General features: G+C 62.0%; 21 protein-coding genes. 3 read left to right on the top strand and 18 right to left on the bottom strand.

Going from position 1 to position 17,930, the window contains the following annotated elements; translation table 11 throughout:
- Positions 1-39: 39 nt before the first annotated feature.
- The 13 genes from M5C71_RS27670 to M5C71_RS27730 all read right to left on the bottom strand — a co-directional run bounded on the left by M5C71_RS27670 (position 40) and on the right by M5C71_RS27730 (position 12,480).
- Entirely contained in the window at positions 40-996 is a 957-nt protein-coding gene (locus M5C71_RS27670) for an LD-carboxypeptidase (RefSeq protein ID WP_103495816.1), read from the bottom strand.
- Positions 997-999: 3 nt separating this feature from the next.
- Entirely contained in the window at positions 1,000-2,025 is a 1,026-nt protein-coding gene (gene lipA / locus M5C71_RS27675) for a lipoyl synthase (RefSeq protein WP_103495815.1), read from the bottom strand.
- Between the two features lies 1 nt (position 2,026).
- Positions 2,027-2,677: a lipoyl(octanoyl) transferase LipB gene (gene lipB, locus M5C71_RS27680; protein ID WP_103495814.1), complete on the bottom strand. Its 651-nt coding sequence runs from the start codon at positions 2,675-2,677 to the stop codon at positions 2,027-2,029.
- Positions 2,677-2,952: a DUF493 domain-containing protein gene (locus tag M5C71_RS27685; RefSeq protein WP_103495864.1), complete on the bottom strand. Its 276-nt coding sequence runs from the start codon at positions 2,950-2,952 to the stop codon at positions 2,677-2,679. The genes lipB and M5C71_RS27685 overlap by 1 nt, the downstream gene beginning before the upstream one ends.
- A gap of 96 nt (positions 2,953-3,048) precedes the next feature.
- Positions 3,049-4,212, bottom strand: coding sequence for a D-alanyl-D-alanine carboxypeptidase family protein (locus M5C71_RS27690; protein WP_103495813.1), 1,164 nt, complete (start codon positions 4,210-4,212; stop codon positions 3,049-3,051).
- Positions 4,213-4,393: 181 nt separating this feature from the next.
- Positions 4,394-5,410, bottom strand: a complete 1,017-nt coding sequence (locus tag M5C71_RS27695; RefSeq protein ID WP_103495812.1) for a septal ring lytic transglycosylase RlpA family protein — start codon at positions 5,408-5,410, stop codon at positions 4,394-4,396.
- The gene (gene mltB, locus M5C71_RS27700; protein WP_152741736.1) at positions 5,410-6,420 is read right to left on the bottom strand and encodes a lytic murein transglycosylase B; all 1,011 of its coding nucleotides are present in this window, start codon (positions 6,418-6,420) and stop codon (positions 5,410-5,412) included. The genes M5C71_RS27695 and mltB overlap by 1 nt, the downstream gene beginning before the upstream one ends.
- Positions 6,421-6,437: 17 nt before the next feature.
- Positions 6,438-7,541, bottom strand: coding sequence for a rod shape-determining protein RodA (rodA, locus tag M5C71_RS27705; protein WP_177099602.1), 1,104 nt, complete (start codon positions 7,539-7,541; stop codon positions 6,438-6,440).
- 38 nt (positions 7,542-7,579) lie between these two features.
- Positions 7,580-9,466, bottom strand: a complete 1,887-nt coding sequence (mrdA, locus tag M5C71_RS27710; RefSeq protein WP_103495810.1) for a penicillin-binding protein 2 — start codon at positions 9,464-9,466, stop codon at positions 7,580-7,582.
- Between the two features lie 9 nt (positions 9,467-9,475).
- A complete protein-coding gene (gene rlmH / locus M5C71_RS27715; protein WP_040071182.1) occupies positions 9,476-9,943 on the bottom strand; it encodes a 23S rRNA (pseudouridine(1915)-N(3))-methyltransferase RlmH in 468 nt (155 codons plus the stop codon).
- 9 nt (positions 9,944-9,952) lie between these two features.
- Entirely contained in the window at positions 9,953-10,447 is a 495-nt protein-coding gene (gene rsfS, locus M5C71_RS27720) for a ribosome silencing factor (protein ID WP_103495809.1), read from the bottom strand.
- A 70-nt stretch (positions 10,448-10,517) separates the two neighbouring features.
- Positions 10,518-11,192, bottom strand: a complete 675-nt coding sequence (gene nadD / locus M5C71_RS27725; protein WP_247263181.1) for a nicotinate-nucleotide adenylyltransferase — start codon at positions 11,190-11,192, stop codon at positions 10,518-10,520.
- A 16-nt stretch (positions 11,193-11,208) separates the two neighbouring features.
- Complete coding sequence (locus tag M5C71_RS27730; RefSeq protein ID WP_103495807.1) at positions 11,209-12,480, bottom strand: glutamate-5-semialdehyde dehydrogenase; 1,272 nt, start codon at positions 12,478-12,480, stop codon at positions 11,209-11,211.
- Positions 12,481-12,661: 181 nt separating this feature from the next.
- On the opposite strand from M5C71_RS27730, the gene M5C71_RS27735 reads away from it, so the two are divergent.
- Both M5C71_RS27735 and M5C71_RS27740 read left to right on the top strand, forming a co-directional pair.
- Positions 12,662-13,348, top strand: coding sequence for a DNA-3-methyladenine glycosylase (locus tag M5C71_RS27735; protein ID WP_248769238.1), 687 nt, complete (start codon positions 12,662-12,664; stop codon positions 13,346-13,348).
- A gap of 163 nt (positions 13,349-13,511) precedes the next feature.
- On the top strand, positions 13,512-14,828 hold the full coding sequence (locus M5C71_RS27740; RefSeq protein WP_248769239.1) for a bifunctional DedA family/phosphatase PAP2 family protein: 1,317 nt from the start codon (positions 13,512-13,514) through the stop codon (positions 14,826-14,828).
- Here the strand turns inward: M5C71_RS27740 and M5C71_RS27745 are convergent.
- The 5 genes from M5C71_RS27745 to M5C71_RS27765 all read right to left on the bottom strand — a co-directional run bounded on the left by M5C71_RS27745 (position 14,822) and on the right by M5C71_RS27765 (position 17,267).
- The gene (locus M5C71_RS27745) at positions 14,822-15,055 is read right to left on the bottom strand and encodes a cold shock domain-containing protein (RefSeq protein WP_152741732.1); all 234 of its coding nucleotides are present in this window, start codon (positions 15,053-15,055) and stop codon (positions 14,822-14,824) included. The genes M5C71_RS27740 and M5C71_RS27745 overlap by 7 nt on opposite strands.
- Before the next feature lie 102 nt (positions 15,056-15,157).
- Positions 15,158-15,406 (bottom strand): cold-shock protein, encoded by a 249-nt coding sequence (locus M5C71_RS27750; RefSeq protein WP_152741731.1) that lies wholly within the window; start codon positions 15,404-15,406, stop codon positions 15,158-15,160.
- A 184-nt stretch (positions 15,407-15,590) separates the two neighbouring features.
- The gene (locus M5C71_RS27755; RefSeq protein ID WP_103495802.1) at positions 15,591-16,181 is read right to left on the bottom strand and encodes an LON peptidase substrate-binding domain-containing protein; all 591 of its coding nucleotides are present in this window, start codon (positions 16,179-16,181) and stop codon (positions 15,591-15,593) included.
- 10 nt (positions 16,182-16,191) lie between these two features.
- Positions 16,192-16,908: an LrgB family protein gene (locus tag M5C71_RS27760; protein WP_248769240.1), complete on the bottom strand. Its 717-nt coding sequence runs from the start codon at positions 16,906-16,908 to the stop codon at positions 16,192-16,194.
- A gap of 2 nt (positions 16,909-16,910) precedes the next feature.
- Positions 16,911-17,267 carry a CidA/LrgA family protein gene (locus M5C71_RS27765; protein ID WP_103495800.1) on the bottom strand — a complete coding sequence of 119 codons (357 nt, stop codon included), beginning with the start codon at positions 17,265-17,267 and terminating at the stop codon, positions 16,911-16,913.
- A 163-nt stretch (positions 17,268-17,430) separates the two neighbouring features.
- On the opposite strand from M5C71_RS27765, the gene M5C71_RS27770 reads away from it, so the two are divergent.
- Positions 17,431-17,886 carry a MaoC family dehydratase gene (locus M5C71_RS27770; RefSeq protein WP_103495799.1) on the top strand — a complete coding sequence of 152 codons (456 nt, stop codon included), beginning with the start codon at positions 17,431-17,433 and terminating at the stop codon, positions 17,884-17,886.
- Positions 17,887-17,930: the final 44 nt, after the last annotated feature.

The raw sequence follows: 17,930 nt of genomic DNA on the forward strand, positions 1-17,930 counted from the left end.
AGGAATCTGATCAGCCGTGAGATTGTGGATAAAACCAGGTTATTCGGCGCGCACCACATCCTGCTCCAACACCAGCTGCCGCGCATCGGCATCCAACCTCACCTGCGCCCCCAGCGGCAACGTCAGGTTCGGGTCGCAATGCCCGCTGCGCCAACCCGCCAGCACCGGAATGCCCAAGGGCCCCAGCTCTTGCTTGAGCAAGCGCGCCAGCGCATCCGGGTCGACCCCGGCAAAATCCCCCACCAACACGCCCCTCAGGCCTTCCAGTTTGCCCGCCAGGCGCAGGTGTGTGAGTAACCGGTCAACCCGGTACAGCGGCTCATTGACGTCCTCGATCAGCAGGATCAAGCCATTGGTGTCGATTTCATAGGGCGTGCCCAGCGTGGAGCAGATCAACGACAGGTTGCCGCCTTGCAAGCGCCCCGAGGCGGCGCCCGGAACCACGGTGGTCAGTGGAAACGCCGCGGGATGCTCGAACACGCTACCCGCGCGCACCTGCCCGGTCAGCAGGTTGAACAACGAGGACTCGGTCGGCGGCAGCTTGTCCCCGAGCAGATCCGCATTGAACAACGGTCCATGAAAGGTCATAAACCCCGCATAACGGGCAATCGCCAGGTGCAGCGCAGTGATATCGCTGTAACCGACCAAGGCTTTTGGATGTTTTTTAAGTAATTCGAAATCAATGTCGTCCAACAGACGCGGACAACCATAACCCCCGCGCAGGCAGAGAATCACATCGATTTCAGGATCGGCAAAGGCGTCGTGCAAGTCGCGCAGGCGGACTTCATCACTGCCGGCCAGGTAACCGTCCCGTTGCGAGACACCCGGAAAGATCCGCAGCTCATAGCCGCGGGCCTGAACCCACGCCTGCGCCCTGAGCACGTCAAGGGCAGCAGGACCGGCCGGGGCGATCAAACCGATCACCCCGCCCTGCCGTAGCGCCGGCACCGCGCTCTGGACCTGATAGGAAGCCTGCACGGGTCGACGACGGTTCAAGGGTTACGCTCCCAGCAGTTCAGCCTTGACCAGCTTGGCCTGCTCGTCGGCATGGTAGGACGAACGCACCAACGGCCCGGAAGCCACGTTCTTGAAGCCCATCTTGTAGCCTTCCTCGGCGAACCAGGCGAAGACGTCCGGGTGCACGAAACGCTGCACAGGCAAGTGGCTGCGGGACGGCTGCAGGTACTGGCCGAGGGTCAGCATGTCGATGTCGTGCTCGCGCATGCGCTGCATGACTTCGATGACTTCCTCGTCGGTTTCGCCCAGGCCCAGCATCAAGCCGGACTTGGTCGGAATGTGCGGCATCATCTGCTTGAAGCGTTGCAGCAGGGTCAGCGACCACTGGTAGTCGGAACCCGGACGCGCGGCCTTGTACAGGCGTGGCACGGTTTCCAGGTTGTGGTTGAACACATCCGGCGGCTCGGCGGCGGTGATTTCCAGCGCGATGTCCATGCGCCCACGGTAGTCGGGGACCAGGGTCTCGAGCTGCACGTTCGGCGACAGCTTGCGGATCTCGCGGATGCAGTCGGCGAAGTGCTGGGCACCGCCGTCACGCAGGTCGTCACGATCCACGGAGGTGATCACCACGTACTTCAGGCGCAGGTCGGCGATGGCAATGGCCAGGCTTTGCGGCTCGTTGACGTCCAGGGGCTTCGGCCGGCCGTGGCCGACGTCGCAGAACGGGCAACGACGGGTGCAGATATCACCCATGATCATGAAGGTCGCGGTACCGCCGCTGAAGCACTCGCCCAGGTTCGGGCAGGAAGCCTCTTCACAGACGCTGTGCAGCTTGTGCTTGCGCAGCAATTGCTTGATACGGTCGACTTCCGGCGAAACCGGGATGCGCACGCGGATCCAGTCGGGTTTCTTCGGCAGTTCGGTGGTCGGAATGATCTTCACCGGGATACGTGCGACTTTCTCGGCGCCACGCAGCTTGACGCCGGTTTCGACTTTCGCACGGGCCGGGCGCTCGGAAACGTCCAGCGCCGGGATCAGGGTTTGCACAGCGTCTTGCGCAGTAGTCATATCAATCGATTCCGCCCGTGAGGGTCGTCTGCTCAGCATAGTCGAGGTGTTTGACGAGCTGCGCGCGCAGCCGGGCACTTACCTCGGCAAATTCAATCGGTCCTGTGTGGTCGCGCAGCTGGGTCATCGCCAGCCCCGCATAACCGCAGGGGTTAATCCGTCGAAACGGCCCAAGGTCCATGTCGACATTCAGCGCCAGGCCATGGAACGAACAGCCGTTGCGAATCCGCAGGCCCAAGGAGGCGATCTTCGCCCCGTCGACATACACGCCGGGGGCGTCGGCCTTGGCCTCGGCGTTCACGCCATAGCCGGCCAACAGATCGATCAGGCAACGCTCCATCCGGCTGACCAGTTCGCGCACGCCAAAACCCAGGCGGCGAACATCCAGCAACAGATAGGCCACCAGTTGGCCGGGGCCATGATAAGTCACCTGGCCGCCGCGATCGACCTTGACCACCGGAATATCTCCCGGCAGCAGCACATGCTCGGCCTTGCCGGCCTGGCCCTGGGTGAACACCGACGGATGCTGCACCAGCCAGATTTCGTCCGGTGCGTCCGCGTTCTTGCGCCCATCGGTGAAACGCTGCATGGCATGCCAGACCGGCTCGTAAGGGGTCTGGCCGAGCTCGCGAAAGCCCAGCACACCGCCCATCACAGCACCATATGCACGAAACCGGTGGCCCGCAACTCGCTGTTGATGTCGTACAGCTGGTCCTGGCCAGTGGCCACGATATGCAGCTGGATCGTGGTGTACTTGCCGTTGGTGCTCTGGCGCTCGTCCACCCGATTATCGTTGATCGTGGCGTGTTTCTTGACGATCTCGAGGATCTTGTCCTTGTTGCCCACACCCGTGTCGCTGATGACCTTGACCGGGTAGTCGGTAACGGGGAATTCGATTTTCGGTGCTTTTACTTCAGTGTCTGTCATGACAATAACGGCCTCGTAAGCCCAGGCAACGGACATACCTCACGCCCGGGTCAGGCGCGAGGTACGCAAATCGACACTTTCTGTTAGCGGTCGACCTCAGTTGAACATGCCGTAGAAGAACATACGGATGCTGTCCCACAGGCGACGGAAGATACCACCTTCCTCGACCGCGTCCAGCGCGATCAGATCGGCGCTGTGTACCACTTTGTCGTCCAGTTTGACTTCGACTTTACCGATCACGTCACCCTTGGCAATCGGTGCGACCAGTTTCGGGTTCATGGTCATGCTGGCGGCGAGCTTCTTCAGCTGGCCTTTAGGCATGGTCATGGTCAGGTCTTCGGCCAGGCCGGCCTTGACCTGGTGGGTGGTGCCTTTCCAGACCGGTGCCTGGGCCAGTTCGGTGCCCTTCTGGTAGAAGGTCTGGGTTTCGAAGAAACGGAAACCGTAGGTCAGCAGCTTCTGGGTTTCAGAAGCACGTGCCGATTCGCTGTTGGTACCGAACACCACGGCGATCAGGCGCTGGCCGTCACGTACCGCCGAGGCCACCATGCAGTAACCGGCCTCTTCGGTGTGGCCGGTTTTCAGGCCGTCGACCGTTTTGTCGCGCCACAGCAGCAGGTTGCGGTTAGGCTGCTTGATGCCGTTCCAGAAGAACTCTTTCTGCGAGTAGATCGCGTAGTGCACCGGGTCGAGACGAATGATCGCCCGAGCCAGGACCGCCATGTCGTGAGGCGAAGAGTAGTGATCCGGGTTCGGCAAGCCGGTCGGGTTCATGAAGTGGCTGTTGGTCATGCCCAGTTCGCCAGCCGTCTTGTTCATCATGTCGGCGAACGCGTCTTCGCTGCCGGCGATGTGCTCGGACAGCGCCACGGTGGCGTCGTTGCCGGACTGGATGATGATGCCGTGCAGCAGGTCGCTGACGGTCACCTGGGAACCGACCTTGATGAACATCCGCGAGCCGCCGGTGCGCCAGGCGTTTTCGCTGACGGTCACCATATCGTTCTCGCCGATCTGCCCGCGACGGATTTCCTTGGTCGCGATGTAGGCGCTCATCAGTTTGGTCAGGCTGGCCGGGGGCAGGCGCTGGTCGCCATTGTTCTCGACCAGCACGTTGCCGCTGGCGGCATCCATGAGTACATAGGCTTTGGCGGCCAGTTGCGGCGAAGCCGGCAGGGCCATGTCATCGGCGGCCCAGGCGGCAGGCGCAACGATCAGGGGTACAAGCAGGCACAAACGTTTGGCAAAGGTGGTGATGTTCATCCGTCTCTCGAAATCGCTAATGGAAACTTGCCCTCGCGGGCAAAAATAAATCCGGCAGTTTTCCAACTGCCCCGTGTCAGGTTGCTCGCTCCACCACCCTTTCCAGGCTTTTATTATCAAACGAACCAACAACCCAGGACCCGGCCCCTGAAAAGCAGCCTAATCCACAATTGTGCCTGTGTTACTCCGACGTCACCAGACTTGGTGAACCGAGATTGGCCAGACGTACGCTGTTCTGCACTTGCTGGACCTCACCCGGCGTGCCGATCGGCCCCATCCGTACCCGATGCAGGGTCTGCTGGTTGCGCACGATCGAGCTGACGAAGACCGGCGCTTTCACCATCGAGCTTAGCTTCGACCTCAACAGTTCGGCAGCGTCCGGGTTGGCGAAGGCGCCCACCTGGAGATACTGGCCAGAGGCTGGTGCAGAACCGTTTTTTTTTGCGTCAGCCTGTACGGGCACAACGTCGGTGGCGTGTTGCTGCGGTGGCGGCGTCCACTGCTCGATCGTCCCGGTGGACGCGGTCAGGGCTGGAGCCTGGGACTGCGCCACTTGCGGTTCGTTGAGCATCAGCGGCGCCGGCCGCCCCTTCTGGGCCCACCATTCCTGCGGGTCGATGCCCTCGACCTTGACCCGCGCCGTGCCGATCTCGGCATAACCGAGCTTTTTCGCGGCGGCGTAGGACAGGTCGATGATCCGATCCGAATAGAACGGCCCGCGGTCGTTGACCCGCAAGATCACGCTGCGGTTGTTGTCCAGGTTGGTCACCCGCACATAGCTGGGCAACGGCAGGGTCTTGTGCGCGGCACTCATGCCATACAGGTCATAGACCTCGCCATTGGCGGTGTTCTGGCCATGGAACTTGGTGCCGTACCAAGACGCCGTGCCCTGGGCCACGTAGCGCTTGGAGTCGGTCAGCGGGAAATAGGTCTTGCCCAGCACCGTGTAGGGGTTGGCCTTGTACGGCCCGGTGTGCAAGGTCGGCGTGGCATCCGGGATCCGCGACACATCGACGTCCCACCACGGCGCGCCGTCTTTATGGGCACGGTTGATGTCCAGGCCCGGCTTGGCGCGGATGGCATTGGAAGAGGACGACGACTGGTAGGGCGAGCGGCTGGTCGAACAACTGACCACCAGCACCGCCAACGCGGTGTAAGCCAACAGCTTCAGTGGTTTTGGAATCGGCAAAGCCTGCATTACTTGACGCCCCGTGCTTGGACCAACAGGTCAGACAGCTGATGCACGGCCATGGCGTACATTACGCTGCGGTTATAGCGCGTGATCGCATAAAAATTCTTCAGGCCCATCCAATATTCCGGGCCATTGTCGCCGTCCAGGCGAAACGCCGTCACTGGCATATCATCGCGCAACGCATCATGACTCGACCAGCCCAGCGCCCGCAACTCCCCAACGGTCTTGACCGGCTCGAGACCCGGGCTCAGGCCCTGGTCGACCTGGTCGCCGCGCACATCCGCGCGGCTGACCACCGGTTCCCCGGCGACCCAGCCGTGGCGCTTGAAATAGCTGGCCACGCTGCCGATGGCGTCGTCGGCGTTGGTCCAGATATTGATATGGCCGGTGCCGTCGAAATCCACCGCATAGGCGCGAAAACTGCTCGGCATGAACTGCGGCAGGCCCATGGCTCCGGCGTAGGAGCCCTTGAGGCTCAGCGGGTCGAGCTGCTCTTCACGGGCCAGCAGGAGGAATTCACGCAACTCCTTGCGGAAAAAATCGGCCCGCGGCGGATAGTCGAAGCCCAGGGTCGACAAGGCGTCGATCACCCGGTAATTGCCGGTGTTACGGCCAAAAAAGGTTTCCACGCCGATGATCGAGACAATCACCTGGGCCGGCACGCCGTATTCCTGCTCGGCACGGGCCAGGGCCGCTTCATGCTGGCGCCAGAAGTCGACGCCGCGGGCCACCCGCGCCTCGGTGATAAAGATCGGCCGGTATTCCTTCCACGGCTTGACCCGTTCCGCCGGGCGGGAAATCGCGTCGAGAATGCTCTGCTTGCGTTCGACCTGACGGAACACCTCCATCAGTTGCTCACCGGCAAAGCCGTAGTCGCGGGTCATTTCCGCGACGAACTGGGCCACTTGCGGCGAACCTTCGTAGTCACCGGCCAGCGCGCCCGTTCCTGCCCCCAGACAGCCGACCAGGCCTATCCAGGGCGCACACCGAGCCGCCCAACCGCGCAATACTTGCATTGAATTGTTCACCTTGCTCAAACCTGTGCGATCCACTTGCGGTGGGTATGGATCGACATCAAAACCCCAAACGCTGACAGCAGTGTCACCAGCGAAGTTCCGCCATAGCTAATGAATGGCAACGGCACCCCCACCACCGGCAGCAGACCGCTGACCATACCGATGTTGACGAAAACATACACAAAAAACGTCATGGTCAGGCTGCCGGCCAGCAGTTTGCCGAACAGCGTCTGGGCCTGGGCGGTAATCACCAGCCCGCGCCCGATCAGCAGCAGGTAGAGCAGCAGCAAGGCGCAAATACCCACCAGGCCGAACTCTTCGCCCATCACCGCGATAATGAAATCGGTATGGCTTTCCGGCAGGAAGTCCAGGTGCGACTGGGTGCCCAGCAGCCAGCCCTTGCCGAATACACCACCGGAACCGATGGCGGCCTTGGACTGGATGATATTCCAGCCGGTGCCCAGCGGATCGCTTTCCGGGTCGAGGAAGGTCAGGATCCGCTGTTTCTGGTAGTCGTGCATGATAAAGAACCACATGCCCACCGCCACCGGTATAGCCGCCGCCAGTACGCTGATGATCCAGCGCCAGCGCAGGCCGCCCATGAACAGCACGAACGCACCGCCGGCCAGGACCAGCAGCGAGGTGCCGAGGTCGGGCTGGCGGACGATCAGGATAAACGGCACGCCGATCAGCATCAGGCTGATGGCCACGTGCTTGAGCTGCGGCGGCAGGGTGCGCTTGGACAGGTACCAGGCGATGGTCGCCGGCATCAGGATCTTCATGAATTCCGACGGTTGGAAGCGGATCACCCCGGGAATATTGATCCAGCGCGTGGCGCCCATGGCGTTGTGCCCCATGACATCCACCACCACCAGCAGCATCACCCCCAGCACGTAGGTCAGTGGCACCCAGCGCGCCATGAAGCGCGGTTCGAGCTGGGCGATGACGAACATCGAGACCAGGCCGATGCCGAAGGAGGTGGCCTGCTTGATCAGCAGGTCCCAGCTCTTGCCGCTGGCCGAATAGAGGACGAACAGGCTACCGGCCGCCAGGGTCAGCAGCAGGACCAGCAAGGGGCCATCAATGTGCATGCGTTGCAACAAGGTGGCCCGGCGGCGCATCACATCTTCACTGGAGAGGATGCGGTCGAAATTGGCGATCAAGGCATCACCTGCAAGGGGGTTGAGTCGGCATATTCGGGTTTGAGCTTGCCATCCGGGCCGAGCAACCAGGCGTCCATGACCTGGCGAACCACCGGCGCGGCGACGCCGGAACCGGACTCACCGTTCTCGACCATCACCGCCACGGCAATTTTCGGGTTGTTGGCCGGGGCGAAGCCGACGAACAGGGCGTGGTCGCGATGACGTTCCTGGACTTTCGAGCGGTCGTACTTCTCGCCCTGCTTGATCGCCACGACCTGGGCGGTCCCGCTCTTGCCGGCGATCAGGTACTGCGAACCGACGGCCGCCTTGCGCGCGGTGCCACGGGCACCGTGCATCACTTGCTGCATACCATGGCTGACCTTGTCCCAATCCGCCTGGTTACGCAGGACGATGTCCGGCATCGGGTCTTTATCCAGCGGTTTCTGGCCTTCGATGGTCTTGGCCAGGTGCGGACGGTTCCACACGCCCTTGTTCGCCACCAACGCCGTGGCCTGGGCCAGTTGCAGGGGCGTGGCCTGCATATAGCCCTGGCCGATGCCGAGGATCAGGGTTTCGCCGGGGAACCAGGCCTGGCGCCGGGTGGTGCGCTTCCATTCGCGCGAAGGCATCAGCCCCGGCGATTCCTCGAACATGTCCAGGGAGACCTTCTGGCCCAGGCCGAACTTGTTCATGTAGGTGGACAGCCGGTCGATGCCCAGCTTGTGGGCCAGGTCATAAAAGTAGGTGTCGTTGGAACGCATGATCGCCGTGTCCAGGTCCACCCAGCCATCGCCGGTGCGGTTCCAGTTGCGGTATTTGTGATCGTAATTGGGCAGTTCGTAGTAACCGGGGTCGAAAACCCGCGTCGTAGCGTTGACCACGCCGCTGTCGAGTCCGGCAATCGCCACCGCCGGCTTGATGGTCGAACCCGGCGGATAAAGGCCGCGCAGCACCCGGTTGAACAGCGGCCGATCGATGGAGTCGCGCAACTCGGCGTAGGCCTTGAAGCCGATCCCGGTGACGAACAGGTTCGGGTCGAAACTCGGTTGGCTGACCATCGCCAGCACCTCGCCGGTGGCCGGGTTCAGCGCTACCACGGCGCCACGGCGACCGCCGAGGGCTTCTTCGGCGGCTTCCTGCAACTTGATGTCCAGACTCAGGACAATGTCCTTGCCCGGCACCGGGTCGGTGCGCTTGAGCACCCGCAGGATACGCCCGCGGGCGTTGGTCTCGACTTCCTCGTAACCCACCTGGCCATGCAGCTCGGCCTCGTAGAAACGCTCGATGCCGGTCTTGCCGATATGGTGGGTGCCGCTGTAGTTCACCGGGTCCAGGGCCTTGAGCTCCGCTTCGTTGATCCGCCCCATATAGCCCACCGAGTGCGCGAAGTGCGCACCCTGGGGATAATGGCGAACCAATTGCGCGACCACCTCGACGCCCGGCAGGCGGAACTGGTTCACGGCCACCCGGGCGATCTGCTCTTCGGTCAACTCGAACAGGATCGGCACCGGCTCGAACGGCCGCCGGCCCTGGCGCACGCGTTTTTCGAAAAGAACACGATCTTCCGGGGTGAGCTGCAGGACCTCCACCAGCACGTCCAGCACCTGGCGCCAGTCCCCCGAACGCTCACGGGTCACGCTCAGGCTGAAGCTGGGCCGGTTATCCGCCACTACAAGGCCATTACGGTCGTAGATCAGGCCACGGCTGGGCGGAATCGACTGGACATGGACGCGGTTGTTTTCCGACTTGGTCGAGTGATAGTCGTACTGGATCACCTGGAGGAAATACAACCGGGCGATCAGCACGCCGATCAGCGCCACCACCACAATTGCGCCGACCACGACACGGTTACGCACCAGACGGGCGTCTTTCTCGTGGTCCTTGAGGCGAATCGGCTGGGTCATTCGGCAGGCTTATTTATGGTAAGGATGCCCGGACAGCACGGTCCAGGCGCGATACAGCTGTTCACCGATCAGGATCCGCACCAAGGGGTGCGGCAAGGTCAGCGGCGACAGCGACCAGCGCTGATCGGCCCGCGCACAGACTTCCGGCGCCAGCCCCTCGGGACCGCCGACCATGAAGTTGACCGTGCGCGAATCCAGCCGCCAGCGATCCAGCTCGACCGCCAACTGCTCGGTGCTCCACGGCTTGCCATGGACCTCCAGCGTGACGATCCGCTCGTTCGGACCGACCTTGGCCAGCATCGCTTCGCCTTCCTGACGGATAAAACGCGTCACGTCGGCGTTCTTGCCCCGGGTATTGAGCGGAATTTCCACCAGTTCCAGCGCCAGTTCGGATGGCAGACGCTTGGCATACTCGTGCCAACCCTCTTCCACCCACTTGGGCATGCGTGAACCGACAGCAATCAGGCGCAGGCGCACAACGCCACCTTATTCCTGGTCTTTGTTGAGCTTGATGAAATGCTCATGGGTGTTTTCCGGGCTGTGGTGCGCGGCGCTGGCCGAACGGCTCTGCTCGGCACCCTGCCACAAACGCTCCAGGTCATAGAACTGGCGAGCGCTGGCGGTCATCATGTGGACGATCACGTCGTCCATATCCAACAGTACCCAGTCGCTGTCACCCTTGCCTTCTTCACCCAGCGGCTTGATGCCCAGGGCCTTGACCGCTTCGCGGACCTTGTCCAGCATCGCGCCGATCTGGCGGTTGGAGGTACCGGTGGCGATGATCATGAAGTCGGTGATGCTCTGCTTTTCACGAACGTCGATCACCAGGATGTCCTGGCCCTTGACGTCTTCCAGGGCGGCTACGGCAATCTTGACCAGCTCTTCACCCTTGAGGGGCTCACCGCTGAGGACTTTCTCCGGCAGCGGAGCACTCTTGAACGTGCCTTTGCGCTTTACTTTGTTTACGTCGTTGTTGGTCATAAAAAACTCGTTTTGCTCATATGTTCGGGCGCTTCAATACACGACTATTCGTGCTTTCAAGCGCGCCGTTTCAGTTCGACGCACGGTACAGCCCGTGCGCATCGATATAGGCCAGGACCGCGTCAGGCACCAGGTAACGTACCGACTTACCGCTGGCCAGCAGTTGACGGATCTGGGTGGCCGACACCGCGAGAGGTGTCTGCCAGACGAATGTAATATGCCCGCCAGGCCCCGGCAGGGCCTTCGGGTCGCTGACCGACCGCGCGGCCAGCAGATTGCGCAAGGCATCCGGCGGTTCGCTGTCGGCATCCGGGCGTTGCAGCACCAGGATATGGCAATGCTGGAGCAATTCTTCCCAGCGGTGCCACGTGGGCAGGCCGCAAAATGCGTCCCAGCCCAACAACAAGAATAACTGGTCCTCGGCGGCCAGCTCGGCGCGCATCAGTTCCAGGGTGTCGATCGTGTAGGACGGCTTGTCCCGTTGCAGCTCGCGGTCGTCCACCACCAGCGGGCTGACGCCGGCCACCGCGCAATCGACCATGGCCAATCGATCAATGGCCGAGACCTGCGGTGTATCCCGATGGGGCGGCCGGGCACTGGGGGTCAGGCGCAACTCATCGAGGTCCATCAGCTCCGCGACTTCCAGGGCACTGCGCAAATGGCCGATGTGCACCGGGTCGAAGGTTCCGCCGAGCACGCCAATGCGCCGGGGCGGAACCTGGCGCGGGCTGACGACGGCTGGCAGACGTTTACTCACTCGCTCAGACCGCGGCCTGACCGCGCAACTGCCCGTCGCCGACCACGATGTACTTCTCGCAGGTCAGGCCTTCCAGCCCTACCGGGCCGCGGGCGTGCAGCTTATCAGTAGAAATGCCGATCTCGGCACCCAATCCGTATTCGAAGCCGTCGGCGAAGCAGGTCGGGGCATTGAGCATCACCGAACTGGAGTCGACTTCGGCCATGAAGGCCCGGGACTGCGCCAGGTTCTCGGTGACGATGGCGTCGGTATGGTGCGAGCCGTAGTGGTTGATGTGCTCGATGGCCGCGTCCAGCCCGTCGACCACCCGAATCGACAGGATCGGCGCCAGGTATTCGGTGCTCCAGTCTTCTTCGCTGGCGGCGATGGCCTCGATCACCGCCCGGGTCCGCTCGCAACCGCGCAGCTCGACGCCCTTGGTGCGCAGGCGCTCGGCCATGGCCGGGAGAAATTCGGCGGCGACCGCCTTATCCACCAGCAAGGTTTCCATGGCACCGCAGATGCCATAACGGTAGGTCTTGGCGTTGAAGGCGATGTCGCGGGCCTTCGCCAGGTCGGCGTGGGCGCTGACATACACATGGCAGATGCCGTCCAGGTGCTTGATCACCGGCACCCGCGCCTCGCGGCTGACCCGCTCGATCAGGCCCTTGCCACCGCGCGGCACGATCACGTCGACGTACTCGGGCATGCTGATCAGCGCCCCGACGGCGGCGCGGTCGGTAACTTCCACCACCTGCACCACGGCCGCCGGCAGACCGGCTTCGTCCAGGCCGCGCTGGATACAGGCGGCAATGGCACGGTTGGAATGAATGGCCTCGGAGCCGCCGCGCAGGATGGTCGCGTTACCCGACTTGAGGCACAGGCTGGCCGCATCGATGGTCACGTTCGGCCGCGACTCGTAGATGATGCCGATCACGCCCAGGGGCACGCGCATCTTGCCGACCTGGATCCCCGAAGGCCGGTAGCTCATGTCGCGGATCGCCCCTACCGGGTCCGGCAGGCTCGCCACCTGGCGCAGGCCGACGATCATGCCGTCGATGCGTTCAGGGGTCAGGGCCAGACGTTCAACCAGAGCCGGCTCCAGGCCATTGGCACGGGCGGCGGCCAGATCGAGTTCGTTGGCGGCACTCAGCTCGGCGCGGGCAGCGTCCAGCGCGGCGGCGGCGGCCAGCAGGGCGCGGTTCTTCTGCGCGGTGCTGGCACGGCCGATCACGCGGGAAGCCTCGCGGGCAGCGCGACCCAGACGGGTCATATAGTCGAGAACGGACTCAGTCATGGCTCTTAAGGGGGACTTGGCAAAGAGGAAAGCGGCCGATTATAGCTGTCGCGTCGCCTCACGGACAGCGGTGCCGGGCGGATGGTCGAAATGGAGGACAAATAGTCGCTGTTCAGACGCGATTAAGGCATAAAACGTTATGCTTGCCCCTCGATCAGCCATCAACAGTCTCGCGCCCACGATGTCCAGCCTTACCCCTGCGCCCTTGCCGAACGCCCTGCCCGACGCCTTTTTCGACCGTGATGCGCAGCTGCTCGCCCGTGAATTGCTGGGCAAAGTCGTCCGCCACAAGGTCGGCGATCTCTGGCTGGCAGCGCGGATTATCGAGACCGAAGCCTATTACCTCGAGGAAAAAGGCAGCCATGCCTCCCTCGGCTATACAGAAAAGCGTAAGGCTTTGTTTCTGGATGGCGGACATATCTATATGTATTACTCCCGTGGCGGCGATTCACTGAACTTCAGCGCCCACGGGCCTGGCAACGCGGTGCTGATCAAATCCGCTTATCCGTGGGTCGACGAGCTCTCCGGGCCAGCCAGCCTGGCGCAGATGCTGCTGAACAATCCGGCGACCAATGGCTCCGCGCGCCCGACACAGAAGCTGTGCGCGGGGCAGACCCTGCTGTGCAAGGCCCTCGGGCTCAAGGTGCCGATGTGGGATGCCAAGCGCTTCGACCCGCAGGGACTGGTGGTCGAGGATGTCGGCACCCAGGTGACACAGATCATCCAGACCACCCGCCTGGGCATTCCCGACGGGCGTGACGAACAACTGATGTACCGCTTCGTCGATGCCAGCCATGCGCCGTATTGCACGCGCAACCCGCTGCGGCGGGGGCAGGTCGAAGGTCGCGATTACTTGCTGCATACCTGAGAATGCGCCTCCTGCAGGCACATGACCTGTAGGAGCTGGATTGCCGGCGATGGCGGCCGGACAGTCGGTGCAAGTCTTGCGGGCCTCATCGCTGGCAAGCCAGCTCCTACATGGGGAGTGCATGACTCAATGTTTTTGTTTGGCCTGAAAAAGGAAATCCTTCATGGGCCCATGGCTCGATAGCATCACCGGCTGGCTGACCGCCAACCCACAATGGCTGGGCCTGGCGATTGTCATCGTCGCCTGCCTCGAATGCCTGGCCATCGTCGGGAGCATCGTGCCAGGCACGGTCACGCTGTTCGCCATCGCCGTGCTGGCCGGCAGCGGCGCCCTGCCCCTGGGCGAAACCCTACTGCTGGGGTTCATCGGTGGTTTGCTGGGCGATATGATCTCCTACACCCTGGGCCGCCGTTTCCACCAGAACATCCGGCGCCTGCCCGGCCTGCGCAGTCACCCGCAGTGGATCGGCGGCGCCGAAAGCTACTTCCAGCGCTACGGCATCGCCAGCCTGCTGGTCGGACGGTTTATCGGCCCCCTGCGCCCGATGCTGCCAATGATCGCGGGCATGTGCGACATGCCGTTCCCGCGCTTTATCGGCGTCAGCCTGATCGCCGGCGCCGGCTGGTCGGTGGTCTACCTGCTGCCTGGCTGGGCCACCGGCGCGGCTATCCGCCTACCCTTGCCTGAAGGGTTCTGGTCACAGGCCGCCGTGGTCGCCCTCGGGCTCGTCGCCCTGATCGGGTTGTGCATCCATTGCAGCGTGAAGCGTCATCCCCGGACCACCCTGCTGATTTCAGGCTTGAGCCTGGCGTTGCTGGTCAGCCTGTTTATCGGCTACCCGTACCTCAAGGCCTTCGACCAGGGCCTGATGGCGCTGGTCCAGGAACATCGCGACCAGGCACTGGACGTGGCAGCGGTGATCGCCACCCGCCTCGGCGATTTCCGTATCCAGTTCATCGTCGCCGGGACTCTGACCACCCTGCTGTTTCTCGCCCGCCAATGGCGTCACGGGCTGTTTTTCGGCGCCACCCTGGCGGTGACGGCGCTGGGCAACACCGCCGCCAAATACTTCTTCGCGCGGATCCGCCCGGAAGTGCTGGCCGAGCCGATCACCAGTTTCAGCATGCCCAGCGGCCACAGTTCGGGCTCGTTCGCGTTTTTCCTGATGCTGGCGATACTGGCCGGGCGCGAACAACCGCCAAGGATGCGCATGACCTGGCTATTGCTCGGCTGCCTGCCAGCACTAGCGGTAGCGTCATCACGGGTATACCTGGGCGCACACTGGCCCACCGACGTCCTGGCCGGCGCCCTGCTCGCCATCACGGTGCTCGCCGCCAGCCTGAGTCTCAGCGAGCGTTTCATGCCGCTACCGGCCATGCCCCCTAGGGCCTGGTGGCTGATCCTGCCGGCCGCAGTGGCGATCTATGGCTTTTATGCAATGTGGCATTTGCAGCATGCAATCGGCCGATATGCCTATTGAGGCGTTTCGGGGGGATCACTTTCCACGACTTCAAGATTGATGGCATAAAACCGGCCGTCTTCGCCCTGCACGACTTCATAGGTCACGGTGTCGCCGGCCTTCAACTTCGGCCCACCGTCGGCAACGGATTTCACGTGAAAGAAAAGCTCTCGTCCGTCCACATGCGCTGTGATCACGCCTACTCCGCCCCGGGCGGAGTCGTAACGTTCTTCGCCGTGCTTATCCATGATTGCTTATCCCAAAAAGGAAGACGCACGCCGTGGCGCCGAACTGAATAAGGTTCGGTCATCCAAGGGATACTTGGACAGCTGTTTCCACGCAGCAGAACCTCAAAGTATTTGAACTTCGTCCGCTTGCAGACCCTTTTGCCCCTGGGTAGTTTTAAAGCTCACTTTCTGCCCTTCAGCGAGACTTTTAAAACCACTGCCCTGGATGGCTCTGAAATGCACAAAAACATCTGCTGCCCCATCGTCCGGCGTGATAAACCCGAACCCTTTTGCATCATTGAACCACTTGACCGTACCTTTTCTGGGCCCGGAGTGCGACGAGGGTTCCTTGTGTTCCGTATGCTCTGACATTTCAAATTTTCCCAGTCACTGAATGACGAAAAGCTCGTCCGTGGACAACATTCGTCCTGCGAGCTTTCCATATTTCTGCCGTTCAATCCTGGATCCATTGCGCCTGTCGGCGCTACTGTCATTTCTGACAGGTTTTCAGATTATTTTTATATAACGGTTATTCCATGTCATTACATGGGCCCACTCAAGCAAACAACTCGCCTTGCAATTCGTCCAATAACACCTGAATCGCATCCAGGCGCTGTTGAGGATCATCCAGTTCCAACAGGTCGATCTTGTCCAACTCGGAAAACGGCAGCAGATAGGCCAACTGATTGGCCAACGATTGCTGCCCGGTCGCTTCGGCCCCCATGTTCAGGGCCGCGACCATCGGGTGTTCGGCCAGCGCCTTGAGCAGGGCCACCAGGTCTTCGTCCTCGTCCTGCAATGGCTGCTCGGGAACCTCATCCAGCCACTCGACCTCGGCGACCGTCAGTTGATCGCGTTGCAGCTCACTGCTCAGCACGCGGAAACGCCGGCCGCCTTCGACCCGAATGCCCAGCAAGCCGTTGTCCTGCTGCTGGAAATCGCGGATCAACGCTTCACAACCGACCAGGGCAAAGCCCTCCGGCGCATCGCCGACCTCCTGCCCCTCGAGAATGCAGACCACGCCAAAACCGCTGCCCTGTTTCATGCAGCGACTGATCATGTCCAGGTACCGCGCCTCGAAAATCTGCAAATCGAGGATACAACCGGGAAACAGCACGGTGTTCAGGGGAAACAACGCCAGGCTCATAACGATTTCCTTAAACCACCAAAGTTACCGCCAACGGCAGCAAGACTGCCGTGGCCACGCCCATCAGGCTCATCGCCAGCGCCGCGAAGGCGCCGCATTCTTCACTTTCCTGCAAGGCGACCGAGGTCCCCACCGCATGGGCGGTCATGCCCAGGGCCATGCCCCGGGCTTCCGCTGCATGCACACCCAACCGCGTAAGCAACCAGGGCCCGGCAATGGCGCCGATGACCCCGGTGATCAACACGAACACCGCCGCCAGCGCCGCGACGCCACCGATCTGCTCGGCCACCAGCATGGCGATGGGTGAAGTCACCGACTTGGGCAACAGGGTCATCAGGATCATGTGATCGGCCCCGAACAGCCAGCCCAGCAACACCCCCAGGCCTGTCGCCAGTATCCCGCCAATCACCAGCGTAGTAAAAATCGGCCAGAACAACTGCCGGATCCTCCGCAGATTCAGGTACAGCGGCACGGCCAGCGCCACCGTGGCCGGCCCCAGCAGAATACCGAGAATCTCGGTGCTCTTGCGGTACTCGGCATACTCCAGGCCACAGAGCAACAGGATGGCGACCACCAGCATCATCGAGGCCAGGACCGGTTGCAGGAACACCCAGCGGGTCTTCTCGAAACCCGCCAGCACCAGTTGATAGGCGCCCAGGGTAATACCGATGCCGAACAGCGGATGATGGATCACCGACGCCCAGGCCCCCTGCCAGTCGAAGTTCATGGTTACTCTCCGCGCCGGGCGTGGCGCTTGATCAGGGCGTTCATCAATACCCCGACAAATGCCATGGAGATCAACACCGACAACACCAGCGCACCGGCAATCGCCCAGAAGTCCGCGGCGATCTGCCTGGCATAGACCATCACGCCCACCGCCGGCGGCACCAGCAACAGCGGCAGATAACGCAACAAACTGGAGGCCGCCTCACTCAACGGCGCACTGACTTCGCCACGCACCATCAGAAACCCCAGCAGGAACAACAGGCCGATAATCGGCCCCGGCAACACCGGCACACACAAATGATTGAGGGCGGTGCCGAGCAACTGAAACAGCACCAGCCAGGTCAGGCCGCGTAACAACATCCGAACTCTCCCCTGAAGATGCCAGCATTATAAGCACGCCCATATAGCGCCATTCACCAAAGGTAGGGTGCCTTGACCGGGCACATGTCCCATGATGATCTACAGTGGATGCCAAGGGCTGCAACCCGAGGCCCGATAACTCGATAGACCAAGGAGTGTGTCAATGCCCTATGTACCTGTAGCGCAGCTCAACGATTATGTCGGCAAGGAACTCGGACATTCCGAATGGCTCACCATCGACCAGGCGCGGATCAACCTGTTCGCCGAAGCTACCGGCGACTATCAGTTCATCCATGTCGACCCGGTCAAGGCCGCGCAAACCCCGTTCGGCAGTACCATCGCCCACGGTTTCCTGTCGCTGTCGCTGATTCCAAAACTGATGGAAGACATCTTCATCATGCCCGAAGGCCTGAAGATGGCGGTCAACTACGGCCTGGACAGCGTGCGCTTCATCCAGCCGGTGAAGGTCGACTCGCGGGTGCGCCTCAAGGTCGAACTGACCGAGGTCACCGAGAAAAAACCCGGCCAATGGCTGCTCAAGGCCACTGCCACGCTGGAAATCGAAGGCCAGGAAAAACCCGCCTATATCGCTGAACCACTGTCACTCTGCTTCGTCTGATACCCCGTACTCACGAAACAGAGTGCACTCTGTTTCGTGCAGGA

This window comes from Pseudomonas sp. MWU12-2345, assembly GCF_023242385.1.
GTDB lineage: Bacteria > Pseudomonadota > Gammaproteobacteria > Pseudomonadales > Pseudomonadaceae > Aquipseudomonas > Aquipseudomonas gingeri_D.